Origin of the sequence: Saccharopolyspora kobensis (genome assembly GCF_900108315.1) — a bacterium.
Taxonomy (GTDB): Bacteria; Actinomycetota; Actinomycetes; order Mycobacteriales; family Pseudonocardiaceae; genus Saccharopolyspora; species Saccharopolyspora kobensis.
In genome coordinates this window covers 370,536-388,257 of record NZ_FNVB01000006.1, presented here as the reverse complement: position 1 = coordinate 388,257, position 17,722 = coordinate 370,536, and the positions used below count along the sequence as shown (strand labels likewise).

Sequence of the window (17,722 nt, the reverse complement as noted above, 5' to 3'; positions counted from 1 at the left end):
GGTCTTGGGCGTCGTTGCTCCGAACGTCGTAGTGGTCGGGGTGGTGGCCTCGGGTTTTGGCGTTCTGGTTCTCGGGTTGTGCCGGTTTTGGGGTTTCTGCGGGGTTTTCGGAGTGGGATTTCTCGTTCTTGTTGTGGGGTGGGGTTTGTCATGTTCGGGGGTGCGTTCGGGTTCAGCGGACAGCGAACACCGGGGGCAGATCGGGAGTGTGGGGATCACCACTCGGTTGCGGTTTCGGGGCATCTCGGGCCGATTCGGGGGCCGGTGGCGTTCGGCCGCCTATGGTGATCGGTGTTTTTGTCCGGGTTCGGGGCTGGAGTGGGCGTTTTGGTGGAGGTGCTGGTGGTCGCTGCGGTGTGCTGCAGCGGCTTGGTGGCCGGTTTGTTCGCCGGGTTCGGCTACGCCGTGATGCCCGGGCTGCGGGCCGTCGACGACCGGGCGTTCGTCACCTCGATGCAGCGGATCAACGCGGCGATCCTGAACCCGGTCTTCCTGCCGATGTTCCTCGGCGGGCTGGTGCTGGGTGGGGTGGCCGCGTGGCTGGTGTGGTCCGCCGCCGCTCCGGGGGCGTGGTGGGCGGTCGCCGGGGCCGGGCTCTACCTGGTGGTGTTCCTGGTCACCGGGACGGCGAACGTGCCGTTGAACAACGAGCTGGCCGCCGGTGGTGAGGACATCGCCGCGCTGCGGGAGCGGTTCGAGGCCAAGTGGGTCCGGTGGAACCTGGTGCGGGCCTTCGCCGGCGTCGGCTCCCTGCTGTGCTGGCTGATCGCGCTGGTCACCGGGGTGCAGATCAGTTGATCTTGTACGGTTCGGCTGTGGGAGCGCGGGGCATGGGCCTGGACGAGATCGCCGAGTTCGCCGCGCGGGCGCACCGCGGGCAGGTCGACAAGGCGGGGCGGCCGTACGTCGAGCACCTCGCCGCGGTGGCCGCCGGGGTGCGGGAGCGCGGCGGTGACGAGGCCCAGATCGCCGCGGCCTGGTTGCACGACTCCGTCGAGGACGGGGCGGTGACCGAGGAGTGGCTCCAGCGGGCCTCGCTCCCGGCCGGGACCCGGGACATCGTGCTCGCCGTGACCAAGCGGTCCGGCGAGCAACCGGCCGATTACGCCGCGCGGATCCTGGCAACCCCCGGCGCGCTGCTGGTCAAGGAGGCGGATCTGGCGCACAACGCCGATCCCCGCCGGTTGGCCGCGCTGGACGCCGCGACCCGGGACCGGCTCACCCGCAAGTACGCGCGGATGCGGGAGCTGCTCGGGCTGCGCTGATCCGGCGCGGGCTTGGCGAAAACGATCGACTGTGCTGGGCTTGGGCCCAGCTGGTGACACCCGAGCGGCGCGGTGGCCGCTCCACGGGAGGCGACATGGCGGGGAACAGCCGGGATCCTGGCCGATCGGTCACGGCGCGCGCGCTCAGCGTGCTCACCGCCTTCGACATCGACCACGTCCGGCTCACCCTGACCGCCATCGCGCGGCGGGCGGAGATCCCGCTGGCCACCGCCCACCGGCTGGTCCGCGAGCTGGAGATGTGGGGCGCGCTGCAGCGCGACGGCGACGGCCGGTACGCGATCGGCCTGCGGCTGTGGGAGATCGGGCTGCTCGCGCCGGTGAACAGCCGGCTGCGCGAGGTCGCCCTGCCGCACATGCAGGAGCTGTGCCGCCACACCCACGACAACGTCCACCTCGCGGTCCGCTCCGGGCTGGAGGTCGTCTACGTCGAGAAGCTCACCACGCCGCGCGCGGTGCCGATCATCTCGCGCAGCGGCGGGCGGTTGCCGCTGCACTCGACGGGCGTCGGCAAGGTGCTGCTCGCGCACGCGCCGACGACGGTGGTGCACGAGTACTGCGAGCGCGGGCTGGACCGGCACACCGCCTACACCATCACCGAGCCCGGCAGGCTGGGGCGCGAGCTGCAGAGCGTGCGCAGCCGCGGTTTCGCCCAGGCCAACGAGGAGATGACGCTCGGGAACTGCTCGGTCGCGGTGCCGGTGCACGACGGCGGCGGCTCGGTCGTCGCGGCCATCGGCGTGGTGGCGCACAGCGCTCGGGCCGACGTCGGGAAGCTGGTCAAGGCGCTCCTGCCCGCCGCGGAGGGAATCCGGCAGCGGCTGGTGGAGCTGGACCGCACCGAGCTCGACCTGCTGTCCAGGTGAGACCCGTGCGCGGTTCGGGGCGCCACGACATCCCGAAACCGCGCACGGGGCCTGGGAGTCGCATCGCTATCACCTGAATGGCGGCATCGCTGGGCTGAAGTCCTGTTGTCATTCATCGACCAGTCACCGACCGATGCCCGCCGCCGGTCGCAGCGAGCACAGATGAGCAGCGCGGAACCCGCCCCGAGCTGTTTTAGTCGAACGTGGCCCCGCTGTCGGTGGCCGTGGAGTGCAAGCGCTGTTCATGAGGGAGGCGGAACGCCGTGACCGGAATGCCGGGACGTGCCTGGACCGAGGACGAGGTCCGAGCCTGCTCGACGACGCAACTTCGGTCCCCGCTGGGACCGGTCGCCTCCATGGGCCGGCTCGCGCAGCGATCGGTCGACATCCTCGGGTGGGCGGGCAGCGTGCTGCCGCCGGTGAAGCTGTACGGGCGGCAGGTCATCGCGACGGCCGAACTGCTGCCCGAATCGCACGCCGAGCGGCTCTGCCTCGGCAGCGGCCCGGTGCTGGACCGCGCGGAGATCTCCACCTGGGTGTGGCCGGAGATGGACGGCCGGGTGCCCCCGCCCGCCGCGCAGCTCTCCGGCGTGCTCGCCCCGGCGCGGCACTGGCGCAGCGCGCTGACCGCCGCGGTGCCGTTCTCCCGCTTCACCAGCGCGGCGATCGTGGTGCCGCGCAACGTCGCGATCGCGCCTGACTTCACCGAGACCTGCCTGATCCGGGCCCGCCAGTTCGGCATCGCGGTGCTCAGCGCGGACGGCGACGACGTCCAGGTCGAACTGCCGGGTCGCTGCTTCGCCGACGCGCCACCGGTGGAGCACACCGCGGTGTCCCGCTGGGTCAACGAGGTGGTCTACGAGCAGCTGCTCGCCACCGAGGCCCCGGCGCCGACCCGGAGCTAACCCCTGGGGACGCAGTTCCAGCCGCCCGCGCCGCTCCACTCCGGCTGGAACTGCGCATTCTTCATCCCCACCCATGAGGTGTGGGGCGAACGGCCCGCCGGCACCACCCGTTGTGGTGCGCGGCCGTTCGCCCCACACTCCGCGCTAGTTGTCCACAGCTCGTGGCCAGTTGTCCACAGGCTGTGTTGATCGGTGCAGAAGCCGTCGGTGGCCTACGTTGGACGGCATGCGAATCGTGATTGCCGGCGCCCACGGGAAGATCGCTCGACACCTGGGCCGGGGCCTGTCCGAACGCGGCGATTCGGTGCTCGGGCTGATCCGCAACCCGGACCACGCGGCGGACCTGCGGGCCGACGGCGTGGAGCCGCTGGTGGCGGATCTGGAGCGGATCGACGCCGTCGACCTGGCCGGGTCGCTGTCCGGTGTGGACGCCGCGGTGTTCGCCGCGGGCGCGGGCCCGGGCAGCGGTGCGGCGCGCAAGGACACTGTGGACCGGGCTGCCTCGGCGCTGCTCGCGGACGCCTGCCAGGAGGCCGGAGTCCGGCGGTTCCTGCAGGTCAGCTCGATGGGCGCCAAGAACCCGACACCGTCCGACGTGGACCCGGTCTTCGGCGCCTACCTGGACGCCAAGCGGGCGGCCGAGGAGGATCTGCGGGCCCGGCCGCTGGACTGGACGATCCTGCGACCCGGTCGGCTGACCGACGATCGGCCGACCGGCCGGGTGCGGTTGGCCGCGGAGGTCGGCCGCGCCGAGGTGACCCGGGCGGACGTCGCGGCGGTGCTCCTCGCACTGCTGGACGAACCCGCCTCGATCGGGCGGGAGCTGGAGCTCGCCAACGGGCCGACCCCGATCCCCGAAGCCCTCCGCCAGGCACTCGGCTGACGCGATCCCAATGGGAATCGGACATCTGATTTCCATTGGAATCGCCTCCCGCTGTGGACAGGTCGCGGAGTTATCCACAGGGTCCGAGGACGCGGTCCAGGTAGGCGTTCCGGAAGACGCCCGCCGGGTCGAGCTCGGCCCGCAGGCGGCGGAAGTCGTCGAAGCGCGGGTAGCGCTCGCGCAGCGCGTCGGCGTCGAGCCGGTGCATCTTGCCCCAGTGCGGGCGGCCGCCCGCCGCACCCGCGATGTCCTCGAAGGCGTCGAACCACCGGCGGTGCGGCATGCCCTGGAACTGGTGGATCGCGATGTAGGCGGTCGGGCGCTGGTAGGCGGTGGACAGCCAGATGTCGTCGGCCGCCGCGACCCGCACCTCGACCGGGAACATGACCGGATCGTCCAGTCCGCGCGCGGCGGATCGCAGCTCCCGCAGCACATCTCGCAGCGCTTCCTGCGGTATCGCGTACTCCGACTCCACGAACCGGACGCTGCGCGGCGTGGTGAAGACCCGGTGCGACCGGTCGCTGTAGCTGCGCGCGGACCAGGTCGCCGCGCAGATCCGGTTGAGCGGCCGCACCAGCGCGGGCACCGCGCGGCCGAGCTTGCAGACCGTGCCGAACAGCCGGTTCTCCAGCACCTCGTACTCCAGGAAGTGCCGGACCGGGTGCAGCGGCCGGGGTGGGCCGTCGTGCCGGTTGTTGCGCTTGACCAGTGTGTTCGCGCTGTGCGGGAACCAGTAGAACTCGGCGTGGTCGTTGTCGGCGGCCAGCTCGTCGAAGCTTTCCAGCACCTCCTCCAGCGGCACCGGGCGCTCGTCGGCGTGGAGGGTGAAGGCGGGTACGCAGCGCAGCGTCACCGAGGTGATCACGCCGAGGGCGCCGAGGCCGACGCGCGCGGCGGCGAACAGCTCGGGGTTCTCGGTGGCCGAGCAGCACCGTTCGCTGCCGTCGGCGAGCAGCAGCTCCAGCGCTTCGACCTGGGTGGCCAGTCCGCCGAGCGCGCCGCCGGTGCCGTGGGTGCCGGTGGAGATCGCGCCGGAGATCGTCTGCTGGTCGATGTCACCGAGGTTGGCCATCGCCAGGCCGAGCCCGTCGAGCTCGGCGTTCAGCTGGTGCAGCGGGGTCCCGGCGCGGACGGTGACCAGCCCGGTGTCCGGTTCCGCGCGCACGATGCCGGTCCAGTGCGAGAGGTCCAGCGCGCAGCCGGTGCCCGGCGAGCCGATGCTGGAGAACGAGTGGCCGGTGCCCAGCGGGCGCACGGTGCGTCCGGCGGCCGCGGCCTCCCGGATCGCGGCCGCGGCTTCGGCGGTGTCGCGCGGCGCGAGGACGCTGCTCGGCGTGCCGGTGGCGGTTCGGGCCCAGTTGGTCCAACGCTGCATGCCCACGTCCTTCGGTGCCTGGAAATTCCGTGCTCATCCTGGGTAGCGGTGCTGGTAGCGGAACCTCGGAGGCTTCCTGGTCTGCGGGTGCCCAGCCTTATGCATGACCGGTGGGCCGTCCTCGCCAGGAAACCTCTGAGAACCCGCGGCGGTGCGAGTTGCGAGGGTGGGGCAAGCGCTACGCGCTTGCGACGGCTCATGCCGTTGTTGCGGTACGCCTCGCTGCTGCGACCCGAACAAGGGATCAACCGTCTGGGCAGAGAAATTATGTGAAAGAGATTCACATAACAAGACCTTTCGGCTTACGGTTGTCGACGTGCCCCGGATAGACGAGATCACCAGCGAGCTGGACCCGCCGTTCGCGGTGGTCGACCTCGACGCGTTCGACCACAACGCCGCGGACCTCGTGCGGCGGGCGGCCGGGCGGCCGATCCGCGTGGCCACGAAGTCGGTGCGCTGCCGCGAACTGCTGGGCCGCGCGCTGCGGACTCCCGGGTTCGCCGGGCTGATGTGCTACAGCCTCGCCGAAGCCCTCTGGCTGCACCGGGAAGGGCTCAGCGACGACATCCTGGTCGCCTACCCGACGGTGGACCGCGGTGCGCTGCGCGAGCTGGCCGCCGATCCGGCGGCCGCCGCGGCGATCGCGCTCGTGGTGGACTCGCCCGAGCACCTCGACCTCATCGACGACGCCGTCGGCACCACCCGCCCGGACATCCGGCTCTGCCTGGAGGTCGACGCCTCCTGGCGACCGCTGCCCGGGCTGCACATCGGCACCCGCCGCTCTCCGGTGCACAGCGCCGACCAGGCCCGCCGGGCCGCCGCGACCATCGTGCGCCGCAACGGTTTTCAACTGGTCGGCGTGATGGTGTACGAGGGCCAGATCGCCGGGATCGGCGACGCACCAGCCGGACAGCCGCTGCGCGCCGCCCTGGTGCGCTGGCTGCAGCGCCGGTCGGCGGCCGAGCTGGCCGAGCGGCGCGCCGCGGTCGTCCGCGAGGTGCGCGCGCTGGCTCCGCTGGAATTCGTCAACGGCGGCGGGACCGGCAGCCTGGAGCGCACCACCGCGGAACCGGCGGTCACCGAACTCGCCGCCGGTTCCGGGCTGATCGGGCCCTCGCTCTTCGACGCCTACCGGGCGTTCCAGCCGCGACCCGCGGTGCAGTACGCGCTGCCGGTCGTGCACCGGCCGGCACCGCGCATCGCGACCCTCTTCGGCGGCGGCTACCTGGCCTCTGGCCCGCCGGGCGCGGACCGGGTGCCCGTGCCGATCCGGCCGCGCGGGCTGCGGCTGACCTCGACGGAGGGCGCCGGCGAGGTGCAGACGCCCGTCGTCGGGCCGGCCGCCGACCGGCTCCGCCTCGGCGACCGGGTGTGGTTCCGGCACGCCAAGGCGGGCGAGCTGGCCGAGCGGTTCACCCACTACCACCTGATCGACGGCGGGCGGCTGACCACCGTGCCGACCTACCGCGGCGAGGGCAGGTCCTTCGGCTGAAGGCCCGCTGGTGGGCGCTCGGCGGAACCCGAGTGCTTCCCCGGACTGCTTGATGCACGGCGGAGGGGCCGTCCTCGCCGGGAAGGCACTCAGAACCCGCGGCGGTGCGAGCTGCGCACGTGCCCCGAGCGGCTGCCGCCGCTCACAAGGGCGCGGACGGCTTCTGCTCCTCCGGAATCCGGTTGGACAGGTAGCCGCGGACCATCTCCTTCGCCTCGGCGACCAGCGTCGGATCGCCCGCCGGGTCGCGGCGGAATGCCATGTGCAGCACCGCGTCCGCTGCTTCCACCGCGACGGCCAGCGGGAGCAGCAGCTGCTGCGGGTCGAGGCCGAACTCCTCGGCGAGCAGCCCGATCAGCTTCTCCGCGATGACCGCGTTGTTGTCCTTGCCCGGGTCCAGCAGGCGCAGGTCGACCACGTCGCCGAAGTGCAGGCGGCTGAAGGCCGGCACCTCGCGGTGCATGGTCAGGTAGACGTCGAAGACCGCGTCCACCGCGTCCCACCAGTGCGCCAGTTCCAGCTGCTCGAAGCGGGCCGACACGGTGCGCACGAAGCGGTCCAGGTTGCGCAGCGTCAGCTCCTGCACCACCGCCCGCTTGTCCGGGAAGAACTGGTAGAGGGAGCCGACCGCGACGCCTGCCCGCTCGGCGATGAGCGTGGTCGTTAATCCGTCGTACCCCACCTCGTCGATCAGCTCGGCGCAGGCCACGAGCATCTTCTCCACGCGTTGTGCACTGCGCTGCTGGACCGGCTTGCGGCGCAGTGGGGCGACTTCGGCTGGCAAGGCAACTCCTTGATCATGTTCACTGACCATCTTGCCGACCACGACCGTGATTCTCTTTCAGGGGAGCCCTGGGAGATGTGCCGAGTTCGACCCGGCGGTCTGGCTCACCGGTGAATTCCGAGGAGGTTCCCAGATGCCGGTGATGTCCCAAGTTTCCCGGCCCGCGGGCGGTCGTGCGCTCCGGACATGCCGAAGACGGTATCAATCGAACGGGTGATTTCTCGGGCAACGACTTGACCAATCGGGGTATTTGGTCATCGGCCGGGTGACAGCCCTGCCTCTGACCTGCGGATCCGGCCGCGTTACATGATTCGGATATGCATTGAGTCATGTTGTCAGCGCGCGCGGTCACTATCTAGGGTGATCGGGTCGTCATTCTCCGTGACAGAAAGGTCATTGTGGGTTACTGCGCGGCTTCCTCTCGTTTTCCCGTCGTTCGACGTGTTGTGCTTACCCGGTGGACTCCGACCTGGGGGAGCGCGAGGACCTGCAACGACCCTGCCGCGGCTACCCGTGCCTGCTGCGCTGTCCCGTGCGCGACGCGCACCGCGACGCCGTGACCGCGCGGCTGACCGCGGAGCGGGCCCACCGATCGAGCCGGCGGCCCGCGACCGAGGACGCCCCGGCGCTCCGGCACCAGCTGACCACCGCCGCGGCGAACGAGCTGCTCGGCGAGGGCGGGTACGGGCTGCGCGTCGAGCGAGGTGCCTGCGGAGGACTGCTGCTCACCGGCATCGGCAGCGGAGTCCCGCTGGGCGGTGAACCGGATTGGGCCGACCTGTACCGCGCCCTGGTGCGATCGCGCCGCACCCGGAAGGTGTTCGACGCGAGCTGGTTGCAGCGGTTGACCCGATCCCTGGCCGACGCGCCGGAACCCGGCCCCTGCACGAGGGTTCCGCTGGACCGCGTCGAACTGCTGCCGGGCGCCGACCCCGACCTCACCGCGGACCTGCTGATCGCGGTCACCGATCCGGACCTGGCCGTGCAGCTGCCCAGCGGGCAGCTCAGCGTCGACGGCCGGGCCCGCACCGTGCAGCTGAGCTCGGTCACCTCGCGCGACCGCGCGCAGCGGCAGATCCGCTGCTGGGAACGGTTTTCGGCGGTCGTCGCGGAGGACCCGAACCTGCGGATGCACTGCGCGGCGCAGCCGGTGCCGGGCGCGGTGATCGACACCCGGACCGGCGCGGCGGCGCTGTTCCGCCTCGCCGAACCGGCGCCCGCGCACCCGTCGCACCCCGGCGGCACCATCGCCGTGCCGCTCTCCGCGCTGCTGCGCCCGGGAGCCGCGGGCACGCCGGAACTGCTCCGCGTGGTGCTGGACAACCGCTTCGAATGGCGCGAGGACGAGCTCGAGTACTTCCTGGAGCACTTCGTCCGGCCGCTGCTGCGGACCTTCCGGGTGGCCCTCGACGTGCACCGGATCGGCCTGTTCGCGCTGGACGAGACCGGGCTGGCCGTCGAGCTCTCCCCGGAACTCCAGGCCACCGGCCGGATCGTGGTCACCGACCACGACCGGGTGAGCTGGGAGCCGGGTCGCACCGAGGTCGCCGCGGGCGTCCGCGCGCTGGTCGGCACGCTCGACCGCCTCAGCACCGGGTTCACCGAGCTCGGCGGCGGTCGCCGGGCGGGCCAGATCCGGCACGCGGTGGACCGGGTGATCGCCGAGGAGCTGCGCTACCTGGAGCCGAGCACCGCGGAGCTGCTCTCGGGCGAGCAGCCGCTGCAGTGCTACGCGCACACCGTGCCCGAGGAGCAGGACGCGGTGCTCCGGTCGGTGCTCGACGACGTCCAGCAGCGCACCCGGCAGCGCCGGTGGAACCCGGATCTCGCCAAGCCCGCGGTGGCCATCGACGTCGACCTGTGCGGATTCGTTCCCCTGCAACGGATCCTCGACGCCGCCCGCGCGACCGCCGGGCCGCGGCCGGGCGCACCGGAGGGCATCCTCGAACTCGCCAGCGCGGGCACCCTGCCGCTGCTGCCGACCCACTCCCCGGAGACCTGGGACGACTTCGTCGAGCAGAGCGGGCTCGGCGAGCGCTACCCGGCGGTGGACTGGGCGGCGGTGCGCGCCGATTTCGTCCGCGCGTTTCTGGCGCGCCCGCGCGAGCGGCTGCGCACCGACAGCGCCAACGCGGGCCTGGCCCGGTTCGCCTGGGACGTGCAGGACGCCGGTGGGCAGGTGGTGTTCTACACCCGCCGCAAGGAGCGGTTCCGCGAGCAGACCGAGGAAGTCCTGGCCGCGGCCGGGATCGCCGAGGCGGACCTGCGGTTCCTGCCCGAGGACGGCACGCTGCGGTCGGACGACCTCGGTGCCGTCGACGTGGTCGCGGTCTTCGACGACGCGCGGGCCGGTCGGGAGGCGATCAGCGCGGAGTTCGGTGGCGCGCGGTCGGTCGCGGTGGCGATCCCCGGGTTCGCCGCCGAGCGCCGCACGGACCAGGACGAGGTGATCGCCACCTTCGAAACCCGCCCGCGCCCCGACGAGCGCATCGGGCCGCGCCTGTCCAACACGCATTCGCTGGAGGAGCTGCAGATCGGCGCCCTGCGCAAGAACCGCTTGGCGCAGCGCTGGGCCGTGCACCTCACGGCGCAGGAGACCCGGGACATCGTGGACTCGGTGCTCTCCGACGCCGATCGCGCGGCGGCGCGCACCGGGCAGGCCGCGGCGGCCAAGTTCGGGCTCGACCGGGGGCCGGCGGCGGATGAGCAGGTGCTCGCCGCGGTGCACCACGTGCTCACCCGCAAGCAGTTCTTCAAGGGCTCCCGTGCCAACTACCAGCTCGCCGACCTGCGGGCCGACGCCGAACCGCTGGTGCGGCGCGGCGAGCCGATCGAGGTGGTGCTGCTCGGCTTCCCGGTCAAGCAGTGCCTGAACCGGCTCAAGGCAGGCGGTCCGCTGCCCGACCTGGCCGAGTTCGGCGCGATGGCCCGGCTGCGCGAGATGCAGCGGGCGATCAGCGCGGTGCACCCGCCCGGCCTGCACTTCAACATCCTCACCGACGGACGGCACTTCCGGAGCCGCCCGGCCGCGATCACCGAGGCCTACCAGCGGAAGCTGCGCGAGTACGCCGATCTGGCGGGCATCGGCGACCGCACGCTCGTCGAGGACATCGACGTGGTCGCCGAGCAGCGGCTCGGGCCCGGGCTGCCCGCGCAGCGCGCGGAGCGGATCGCCAAGTACCGGCGGCTGCTCGGCGAATCGCTGCGGGAGTTCGACATCACCGACAACCCGCTGCGCACCCTGGAGCGGGTGCACCGCTGGACGGCGGGCGCGGACGACTTCGCACCGCACGTCATCGGGCTGTTCCGGGAGATCCTGATGTCGATGGTGTACTCGGTGCCGGTCTCGGTGCCGACCGGCGTCGACCGGCTGGAGTGGTCCACCGCGATCTACGCCGACGTCTACAACCTCGGCGACCAGAGCGTGTCGGCCGAGGTGCGCCAGGCGCGCTGCGCGGTGCTGCGCCGGGCTTGGCACACCGTCATCCGCTACATGGCGACCATGCAGGTGGACGAGGAGTTCGGCTACGAGCGGATGTTCCCGAACCGGGTGCGGCTGACGCTCAGCGCGGTGCGCAAGGGCTGCCTGGGCTTCACCTACCTCGGCGGCTCGGGTCTGCTGCCGTGGCAGGGCACCGGCGTGCTCGACCCGCGCGGCACGGTGGCGGTGGACTTCGCGATCTCCCTGCTCGACCAGGGTTTCGTCCCGGTCTACTCGCCGCTGCTGGGACCGCGGCAGCCGTGGGCGATGGTCCCGGCCGACCGCACCCACCCGGCGCAGCGCTCGCACGTGCCCACGCCCCGGGGTGCGGCGCCGCAGTCCGGCCTGAGCCTGGACGAGCACCTCATCGCCAAGGCCCGGCTCCGCCGGAAGTGACGCCCCGGAAGCCCGACGATTACGCGCGCCCCGAGGACAGCATCCCCTCGGGGCGCTTTCCTTGCGGTCCAGCTCAACGCCCTGGAAGCTGAGTGCAACGCCGTTTCGGAACCGGCCAGCGCAGCGCCGCTCCACACGCAACGGCTCACCAACAAATCCAGCCTCCAGCCTCAAACACGAGGCCCGAAGGCACATGCCCAACTCCAAGCTCGTGAGCACCGCTAGTCGCCCTTGCGACTTTCGCCGCTCACGAGTGGGTGGCGTGGGTTCGTGAGCGGCGTTGGTTGTTCTTGCGACCTTTGCCGCTCACGAGTGGGTTCGTGCGTGGCGGTGGGGGATCGTCGGGCACGGGAATGGGGGAGGAAGTGTCGTTTCGTCCCGCTGTGCGGTTCGCCGGTCGGTTTCGCGATCCCGTGTTGATCGCCGTGCTGGTCGGTGCCGCGCTGCTGTCGATCGGGGCGTGCGTGGTCACCGCGCTCTCCGGTAACACGCTCGCCTACGCCGATGCCATGTCCCACCTGCTCATCACCGGCCGCGTCTCCGGCGCCTCGACACCGGGAGCCGCCCAGCTCGGCGGCGTCTGGCTGCCGCTGCCGCACCTGCTGGCCGCGCCGCTGGTGGAGTGGGATCCGCTGCTGCGGTCGGGGATCGGCGCGTGCGTGCTGTCGATGGCCTGCTACGTCGCGGCGACCGGCTGGCTCTACCGGGCCGGGCGCGGGATCACCGGCAGGACCGTCGGCGGAGTCGTCGCGGCAGCCGTGTTCGCCACCAACCCGAACGTGCTCTACCTGCAGAGCACGCCCATGACCGAAGTGCCGATGCTGGCGGGCATCGCGGCGACCATCGCGTGCTTCGTCGCGTGGTGCCGCACCGACGAGCTCCGGTACCTGCTGCTCTGCGCGCTCGCGACGATGCTGACCACGCTCGTGCGCTACGAGGGCTGGGTGCTGCTCCCGGTGCTGGTCGCCGCGGTCGGCTGGCGGTCGTGGCGGCGGGCCGGTGGTGACGGCCGCTGGTACGCGGTCCGGGCCGACCTCGTGCTGTTCGGCGTGCTGGCGGCCAGCGGCGTGGTGGGCTGGATCGGCTGGAACGCGATCATCTTCGGCGATCCGCTGAACTTCCTGCGCGGCGAGTTCGCCAAGCCGGAGCTGTGGGTGGCTGCCGGCGATCCGGCGGTGGGGAACTGGGCCGTGGCGGGCGCTAGCTACCTGTGGGCGGTGGTCGCGGTGCTGGGCCCGGTGGTGCTGGGTGCCGCTGCGGTCGGGCTGGGCTTCCTGGTGTGGCGCACGCGCTTGCGGGCGGAGGCGATGGCACCGGTGCTGCTGCTGGTCCTGCCCGTCTTCTACGTCTTCGCGCTGCGATCCGGGCAGCGCCCGCTGCACGTCCCGCAGATCAGCGGAGATCTGTACAACGTCCGGTTCGGGCTGGCCGTGATCGTGCCCGCGGCACTGCTCATCGGATACCTGGCCGCGCAGGTGCGGCCGCGCGTGCTGGCCGGGCTCGCGCCGGTGGCGGCCGGGATCGCCTCGGTGCTGCTCGCCGTCGGCGGCATCGCGACCTTGCAGGAGCCGCAGGCCTTCCGGGCCGGCGCGGCCGAACGGACCAACGCGCGCGGCGCGGCTTGGCTGCGCGAGCACTACGACCGGGGGCGGGTGCTGATGCAGTCATGGAACAACGAGACCGTCAACTTCGAATCCGGCATCCCGCTGCGCGAGGTCGTCTACGAGGGCAGCTACCGGCAGTGGGAACCGGCGCTGGCCGATCCGGCCGCGCACGGCATCCGGTGGATCCACCTCGGACGCGCCCGCGGCTTGCCCGACCGGGTGTGGACCAGCCTGCACGGAAAACCGCAGCTGACCAGGTCTTACGCGCTGGTGTACGCGGATGCCGACCGGCAGGTCTACCGGCTTCGCGGGAATTGCCGATGAGCACCCGGGCGGAATCCGCGATCGCTCCGCTGCCGGAGCACCTGAGCGCGCGGGAGCTGCTCAGCACCGGTCAGCGCCGGTTCTCGTTGGCGGCGCTGGCCTTCGGGATCGGGACGGTGCTGCTCTGGGCGGTGACGGGCTACGGCGTGTCCGCGCTGGCCTGGGCGCAGGTCGGCGTGATCGCCATGACCGCCTGCTACGTGCTGGTGATCGGCTACCGGGTGTTCCTGGTGCTGATCGCGCCGCGCGCCGTCGAGCCGGTCGGCACCGAGATCCCCGACGACCAGCTGCCGAGCTACGCCGTGCTGGTGCCGCTGCACCGGGAGGAAGCGGTGCTGCCCAGCCTCCTCGCGCACCTCGACGCGCTGCGCTACCCGGTCGGCAAGCTGCACGTCCTGCTGCTCGTCGAGGAGGACGACAGCACCACGCGGTCGGCGCTCGCCGAACACCACCTCGGCCCGCAGTACGAGATCGTCGTGGTGCCCGAAGGCGGGCCGCGCACCAAGCCGAACGCGTGCAACGTCGGCCTCGCCCGGGTCACCGCCGAGCACTGCGTCATCTTCGACGCCGAGGACCGGCCGGAACCCGACCAGCTCCGCAAGGCCGCCGCCGCGTTCGCCCACCACCCGCCGGAAGTCGCGTGCCTGCAAGCCGAACTCGCCTACTGGAACCCGTGGACGAACTGGCTGACCCGGATGTTCGCCGGCGAGTACGCGCTGAACTTCCGGCTCACCCTGCTCGGCCTGGACCGGCTCGACCTGCCGATCCCGCTCGGCGGCACGTCGAACCACCTGCGCACCTCGGCGCTGCGCGAACTCGGCGGCTGGGACCCGCACAACGTCACCGAGGACGCCGACCTCGGGATCCGGATCGCCCGCCGCGGCTGGCAGGTGCGGATGCTCGACTCGGTCACGCTCGAAGAGGCCAACAGCCGCACCGGCAACTGGATCCGGCAGCGCAGCCGCTGGATCAAGGGCCACCTGCAGACCTGGCTGGTGCACATGCGCCACCCGCGACGGCTGCTCGCCGAGCTCGGCTGGCGCCGGTTCGCGAGCTTCCACCTCACCTTCGCGGTCAGCAACCTGACGGTGCTGTGCAACCCGGTCTTCTGGGCGCTGTCCTGCTGGTACCTGCTGGACGGGCCGAGCCGGATCGAGCCGCTGTACCCGGGGCCGGTGCTCTACGCGGGCGTCGTGGTGATGCTGCTCGGCAACCTGGCCACGACCTACCTGTTCATCGTCGCCTGCATGGTGCGCCCCGGGCTGCACCGCGCGGTGCCCGCGATGCTGACGATCCCGCTGTACTGGGCGCTGATGAGCGTGGCCGCGATCCGCGCGGTGACCCAGCTGGTGCGCCCGAAGCGCAGGCACTACTGGGAGTTGACGGCCCATGGCCTCGTGCTCGATGCGGACACCGCGCGCTGACGGCGCCCGGCGCCTGCTCCCGTTCGCCTGCGTCGGCGCGTTCTCGACGGCCCTGCACGCGGCGCTGTTCGCGGCGCTGCGGCCGTGCTGCCCGGCGCTGCTGGCCAACCTGGTCGCGCTGGTCGCGGCGACGATGGCCAACACCGAGCTCAACCGCCGCTTCACCTTCCGGGACCGGCCGAACTCCACGGCATCGGTGCAGATCCGCGGTTTGCTGGCGTTCGCGGTGACCTACGCGGTCACGGTGCTGGGGCTGCTGCTGGTGCGCGCCGCGGTGCCGACGGCTGGAGTGCTGCTGGAGCTGTTCGCGCTGGCGGTGTTCAGCGGGATCGGCACGGTGCTGCGGTTCGTCGCGCTGAACCGCTGGGTATTCCGGCCCGGTGAAAGGAAAGAGCCCTGGCGGCTCGGTCGGGGAAACGAGCTGCCAGGGCCTTCCCATCCTCACTTCGGAGCCGTCCGGGGAAACGGGTTCCGAAGCGGTTGGAGTCCGCGGACCAGCACCGGTCGGGGGGAGGGGAGTGCGTCAGCACCAGCCCGCGGAAGTTCTTCTCACTGTGGAGTTTTTCGCGGTGACGGCCGATGCGCGCTGGCCGAGGTCGGGGAAACGCGACCAGTCGCCCATCGGCCGTCACCTGGCGGTTGCTCGGTCTTGCCCGGGGTCGGGGAGGAGGTGTTGCTGTCCGGGACCGAGTCCGCCGGCTTTACGGCACCGGCGCCACCGGGCGCAGAGCGTGCGCCGGTCGCTGGTGCCGAGCGGGACGGGGAGCCAGGGCACCTGCCACCAGGTGCTCGTACGCCGAGCGCCACACCGAGCACGGTGCTTTCTGCGGGCGCCAGCGGCTGGAGCACTCCGGGCAGTTGCCCTTCTCGTCGGCTTCGTGGGCGGTGAGCAGCGTTCGCCACCCCTCGGTGAGCCGGGGCAGTTCGGAACGCGCTACGGAGAGCAGGGAGGTGGCGTCCGCCCGGTCCGCGAGCTCGCTCAGCATGTCGAGCCGCTCGCGCACCGCGTTTCGCAGCACCTGACCCAGGATCTCGTCCACAGGAACGTCACCGTCACTTTCTCGCCTGCATCGCGGCATCCCGCAACGCTGTTGACAACTGGCGCACGCCGAGTGCGGAGAGCACTGCGGCGTGGCCGGGCGGTCCGACGAGCTCGACCTCATCCCGGTCGACCAGCACGGCCAGGTTCCGGTGGGCGTTCGACAGATCGCGGCAGTCCACCTGCCACCAACGCCGGTGGTCGGCAGTTGCCGGAGCGGACTCGGCCGACTGGCCGATCCCGGTTTCCCGCATCTGCTCGTCCACTTCGCTTCCCGTCCCGTCCGTGCTCGGTTGCTTGCTGATGACTAGATTGGTCCCAGTCGACGGGTTCGCCTAGTCGTCGGGCGCCGACCGGGCCAATGGCGACGACGAACGGTCGGCGGACTTCAGCGCAACCGATCACCTCTACCGAAGCGGGCTTCACCGGGCTGCCGCAGTGCCCTTACCCTGCGACCAACGCCCGTGCAGAGCGTCAGGGGGTCTAAATGAACATCATCGGTTCTAGCGGCTCTCCCGTTACACCCGACGTCTGGAACGATCGGGAGATGCGGGACGCCCTGGCCCGGCGGGACGTCAGCGAGATCTACAAGCAACTGCGCCGACGCGGTGTCTCGCAGCGCCAGATCGCGGCCTCCACGGGCCAGTCGCAATCCGAGGTGTCCGAGATCCTCAAGGGTCGGCAGGTCATGGCTTACGACGTGCTGGCCAGGATCGCCGACGGGCTGGGTATCCCGCGGGGCTACATGGGCCTCGCTTACGACGGGGCGACCGCGATGCGGGTCGCTAGCGCGACCAACGCCCTCGAAGCTGAGGAGGACGAATCGGTGAAGCGTCGGAAGTTCTTGTCCCACGCCGCCCAGGTGACCATGGGCGCTGCCGTGTTCGGGGAGGCCACCAGCTGGCTCCCGGCGAACGCGCAGACACCGGCGCCGGCCCGGATCGGCATGACCGACGTGCAGCAGATCCAGGCAGCCACCAAGGCCCTGCGCGATCTCGACTACCGCTACGGCGGCGGCACCTGCCGCGACGCCGTGGTGGCCCAGCTGTCCTGGGCGCAGCAGCTGCTGGACTCGACCTCCACCGACCTGGTGCGCAAGCAGCTGTTCGTGGCGCTCGCGGACATGCACAGCCTGGCCGGGTGGACCTCGTTCGACGTCGGGTTGCTGGACCCGGCGCGCGGGCACTTCGGCAAGGCGCTGGAGTTCGCCAAGCAGGCCGATGACCACGGGTTGCTGGCCAGCGTGCTGTACCGGATGGGCCGGGTGTACCTGCACCACCAGGAGCCGAACGAGGCGCTGAAGCTGTTCCAGCTGGGGCAGATCGCCGCGCAGGAGTCCGGATCGGCGCTGACGGTCGCGGTGCTGTGCGCGAACGAGGCCTGGGCGTACGGGATGCTGAACCGGCCCGACCAGGTGCAGAAGATGGTCGGCCGGACGAAGGACGAGTTCGCGCGGGCGCAGGCCAGCGAGGCGCCGGACTGGGTGCGGTTCTTCAACGAGAACGACCTGCACGGCATGATCGGCTCCGCGCACGACGCGCTGGCCGTGTTCGACCCGCGCAAGCACGCGTCGATCGCCGTCGCCGAGACGATCAAGTGCAACGAGGCCTACGGCGCGGACATGCAGCGCACCCACGTCTTCGGGCTCAGCCTGCAGGCCACCAACCACTTCCGGGCCGGTGACGTCCAGGAGGGCATCAAGGTCGGCCGCCGCGCGCTGCAGCACGGCGAACGGGTCAAATCGGCCCGCGTCTCCGACCGGCTCAAGCCGCTGGAGCTGGAAGCGGCCAAGCACCGGGCCAATTCCGACGCCCGCGACCTGTTCGAAGAGGTCCGGCAGTTCCGGCAGGCGTGAGCTGCCCGGAT

At 71.5% G+C, this 17,722-nt stretch carries 14 protein-coding genes and 1 pseudogene; 11 read left to right on the top strand and 4 right to left on the bottom strand.

Annotated elements, in window-relative coordinates; translation table 11 throughout:
• The first annotated feature begins 318 nt into the window (after positions 1-318).
• The 5 genes from C4T78_RS22240 (at position 319) to C4T78_RS22220 (ending at position 3,937) form a co-directional block, all read left to right on the top strand.
• Entirely contained in the window at positions 319-798 is a 480-nt protein-coding gene (locus C4T78_RS22240; RefSeq protein ID WP_235863446.1) for an anthrone oxygenase family protein, read from the top strand.
• 17 nt (positions 799-815) lie between these two features.
• On the top strand, positions 816-1,265 hold the full coding sequence (locus C4T78_RS22235) for an HD domain-containing protein (RefSeq protein ID WP_235863447.1): 450 nt from the start codon (positions 816-818) through the stop codon (positions 1,263-1,265).
• Positions 1,266-1,360: 95 nt separating this feature from the next.
• A complete protein-coding gene (locus C4T78_RS22230; RefSeq protein ID WP_093350895.1) occupies positions 1,361-2,149 on the top strand; it encodes an IclR family transcriptional regulator in 789 nt (262 codons plus the stop codon).
• A gap of 272 nt (positions 2,150-2,421) precedes the next feature.
• Entirely contained in the window at positions 2,422-3,054 is a 633-nt protein-coding gene (locus C4T78_RS22225) for a hypothetical protein (protein WP_177241959.1), read from the top strand.
• A gap of 226 nt (positions 3,055-3,280) precedes the next feature.
• On the top strand, positions 3,281-3,937 hold the full coding sequence (locus tag C4T78_RS22220; protein ID WP_093351187.1) for an SDR family oxidoreductase: 657 nt from the start codon (positions 3,281-3,283) through the stop codon (positions 3,935-3,937).
• A gap of 70 nt (positions 3,938-4,007) precedes the next feature.
• Here the strand turns inward: C4T78_RS22220 and C4T78_RS22215 are convergent, their stop codons facing one another.
• A complete protein-coding gene (locus C4T78_RS22215; RefSeq protein ID WP_093350898.1) occupies positions 4,008-5,312 on the bottom strand; it encodes a D-arabinono-1,4-lactone oxidase in 1,305 nt (434 codons plus the stop codon).
• 316 nt (positions 5,313-5,628) lie between these two features.
• Here C4T78_RS22215 and C4T78_RS22210 point away from each other — a divergent pair, with 316 nt between their 5' ends.
• Positions 5,629-6,804, top strand: a complete 1,176-nt coding sequence (locus tag C4T78_RS22210; protein ID WP_093350900.1) for an amino acid deaminase/aldolase — start codon at positions 5,629-5,631, stop codon at positions 6,802-6,804.
• A 142-nt stretch (positions 6,805-6,946) separates the two neighbouring features.
• Here the strand turns inward: C4T78_RS22210 and C4T78_RS22205 are convergent, their stop codons facing one another.
• A complete protein-coding gene (locus C4T78_RS22205) occupies positions 6,947-7,519 on the bottom strand; it encodes a TetR/AcrR family transcriptional regulator (protein WP_093350903.1) in 573 nt (190 codons plus the stop codon).
• A gap of 526 nt (positions 7,520-8,045) precedes the next feature.
• Between C4T78_RS22205 and C4T78_RS22200 the strand changes: the two genes are divergently transcribed.
• The 4 genes and pseudogenes from C4T78_RS22200 to C4T78_RS37435 all read left to right on the top strand — a co-directional run.
• Positions 8,046-11,465 carry an L-tyrosine/L-tryptophan isonitrile synthase family protein gene (locus C4T78_RS22200; RefSeq protein ID WP_235863448.1) on the top strand — a complete coding sequence of 1,140 codons (3,420 nt, stop codon included), beginning with the start codon at positions 8,046-8,048 and terminating at the stop codon, positions 11,463-11,465.
• Positions 11,466-11,878: 413 nt separating this feature from the next.
• Positions 11,879-13,393: a glycosyltransferase family 39 protein gene (locus tag C4T78_RS22195; protein WP_177247533.1), complete on the top strand. Its 1,515-nt coding sequence runs from the start codon at positions 11,879-11,881 to the stop codon at positions 13,391-13,393.
• Entirely contained in the window at positions 13,390-14,817 is a 1,428-nt protein-coding gene (locus C4T78_RS22190; protein ID WP_093350908.1) for a glycosyltransferase family 2 protein, read from the top strand. The genes C4T78_RS22195 and C4T78_RS22190 overlap by 4 nt, the downstream gene beginning before the upstream one ends.
• Positions 14,783-15,178: pseudogene (locus C4T78_RS37435) on the top strand (GtrA family protein); the annotation flags it as partial. The gene C4T78_RS22190 and the pseudogene C4T78_RS37435, both read left to right, overlap by 35 nt.
• Before the next feature lie 340 nt (positions 15,179-15,518).
• Here C4T78_RS37435 and C4T78_RS22180 read toward each other — a convergent pair.
• Together C4T78_RS22180 and C4T78_RS22175 are read right to left on the bottom strand one after the other, a co-directional pair.
• Complete coding sequence (locus tag C4T78_RS22180; protein WP_093150589.1) at positions 15,519-15,857, bottom strand: hypothetical protein; 339 nt, start codon at positions 15,855-15,857, stop codon at positions 15,519-15,521.
• A 13-nt stretch (positions 15,858-15,870) separates the two neighbouring features.
• Positions 15,871-16,122 carry a hypothetical protein gene (locus C4T78_RS22175; protein ID WP_235863449.1) on the bottom strand — a complete coding sequence of 84 codons (252 nt, stop codon included), beginning with the start codon at positions 16,120-16,122 and terminating at the stop codon, positions 15,871-15,873.
• 221 nt (positions 16,123-16,343) lie between these two features.
• On the opposite strand from C4T78_RS22175, the gene C4T78_RS22170 reads away from it, so the two are divergent.
• Positions 16,344-17,711, top strand: coding sequence for a helix-turn-helix domain-containing protein (locus C4T78_RS22170; protein ID WP_093150584.1), 1,368 nt, complete (start codon positions 16,344-16,346; stop codon positions 17,709-17,711).
• The last annotated feature ends 11 nt before the right edge of the window (positions 17,712-17,722 follow it).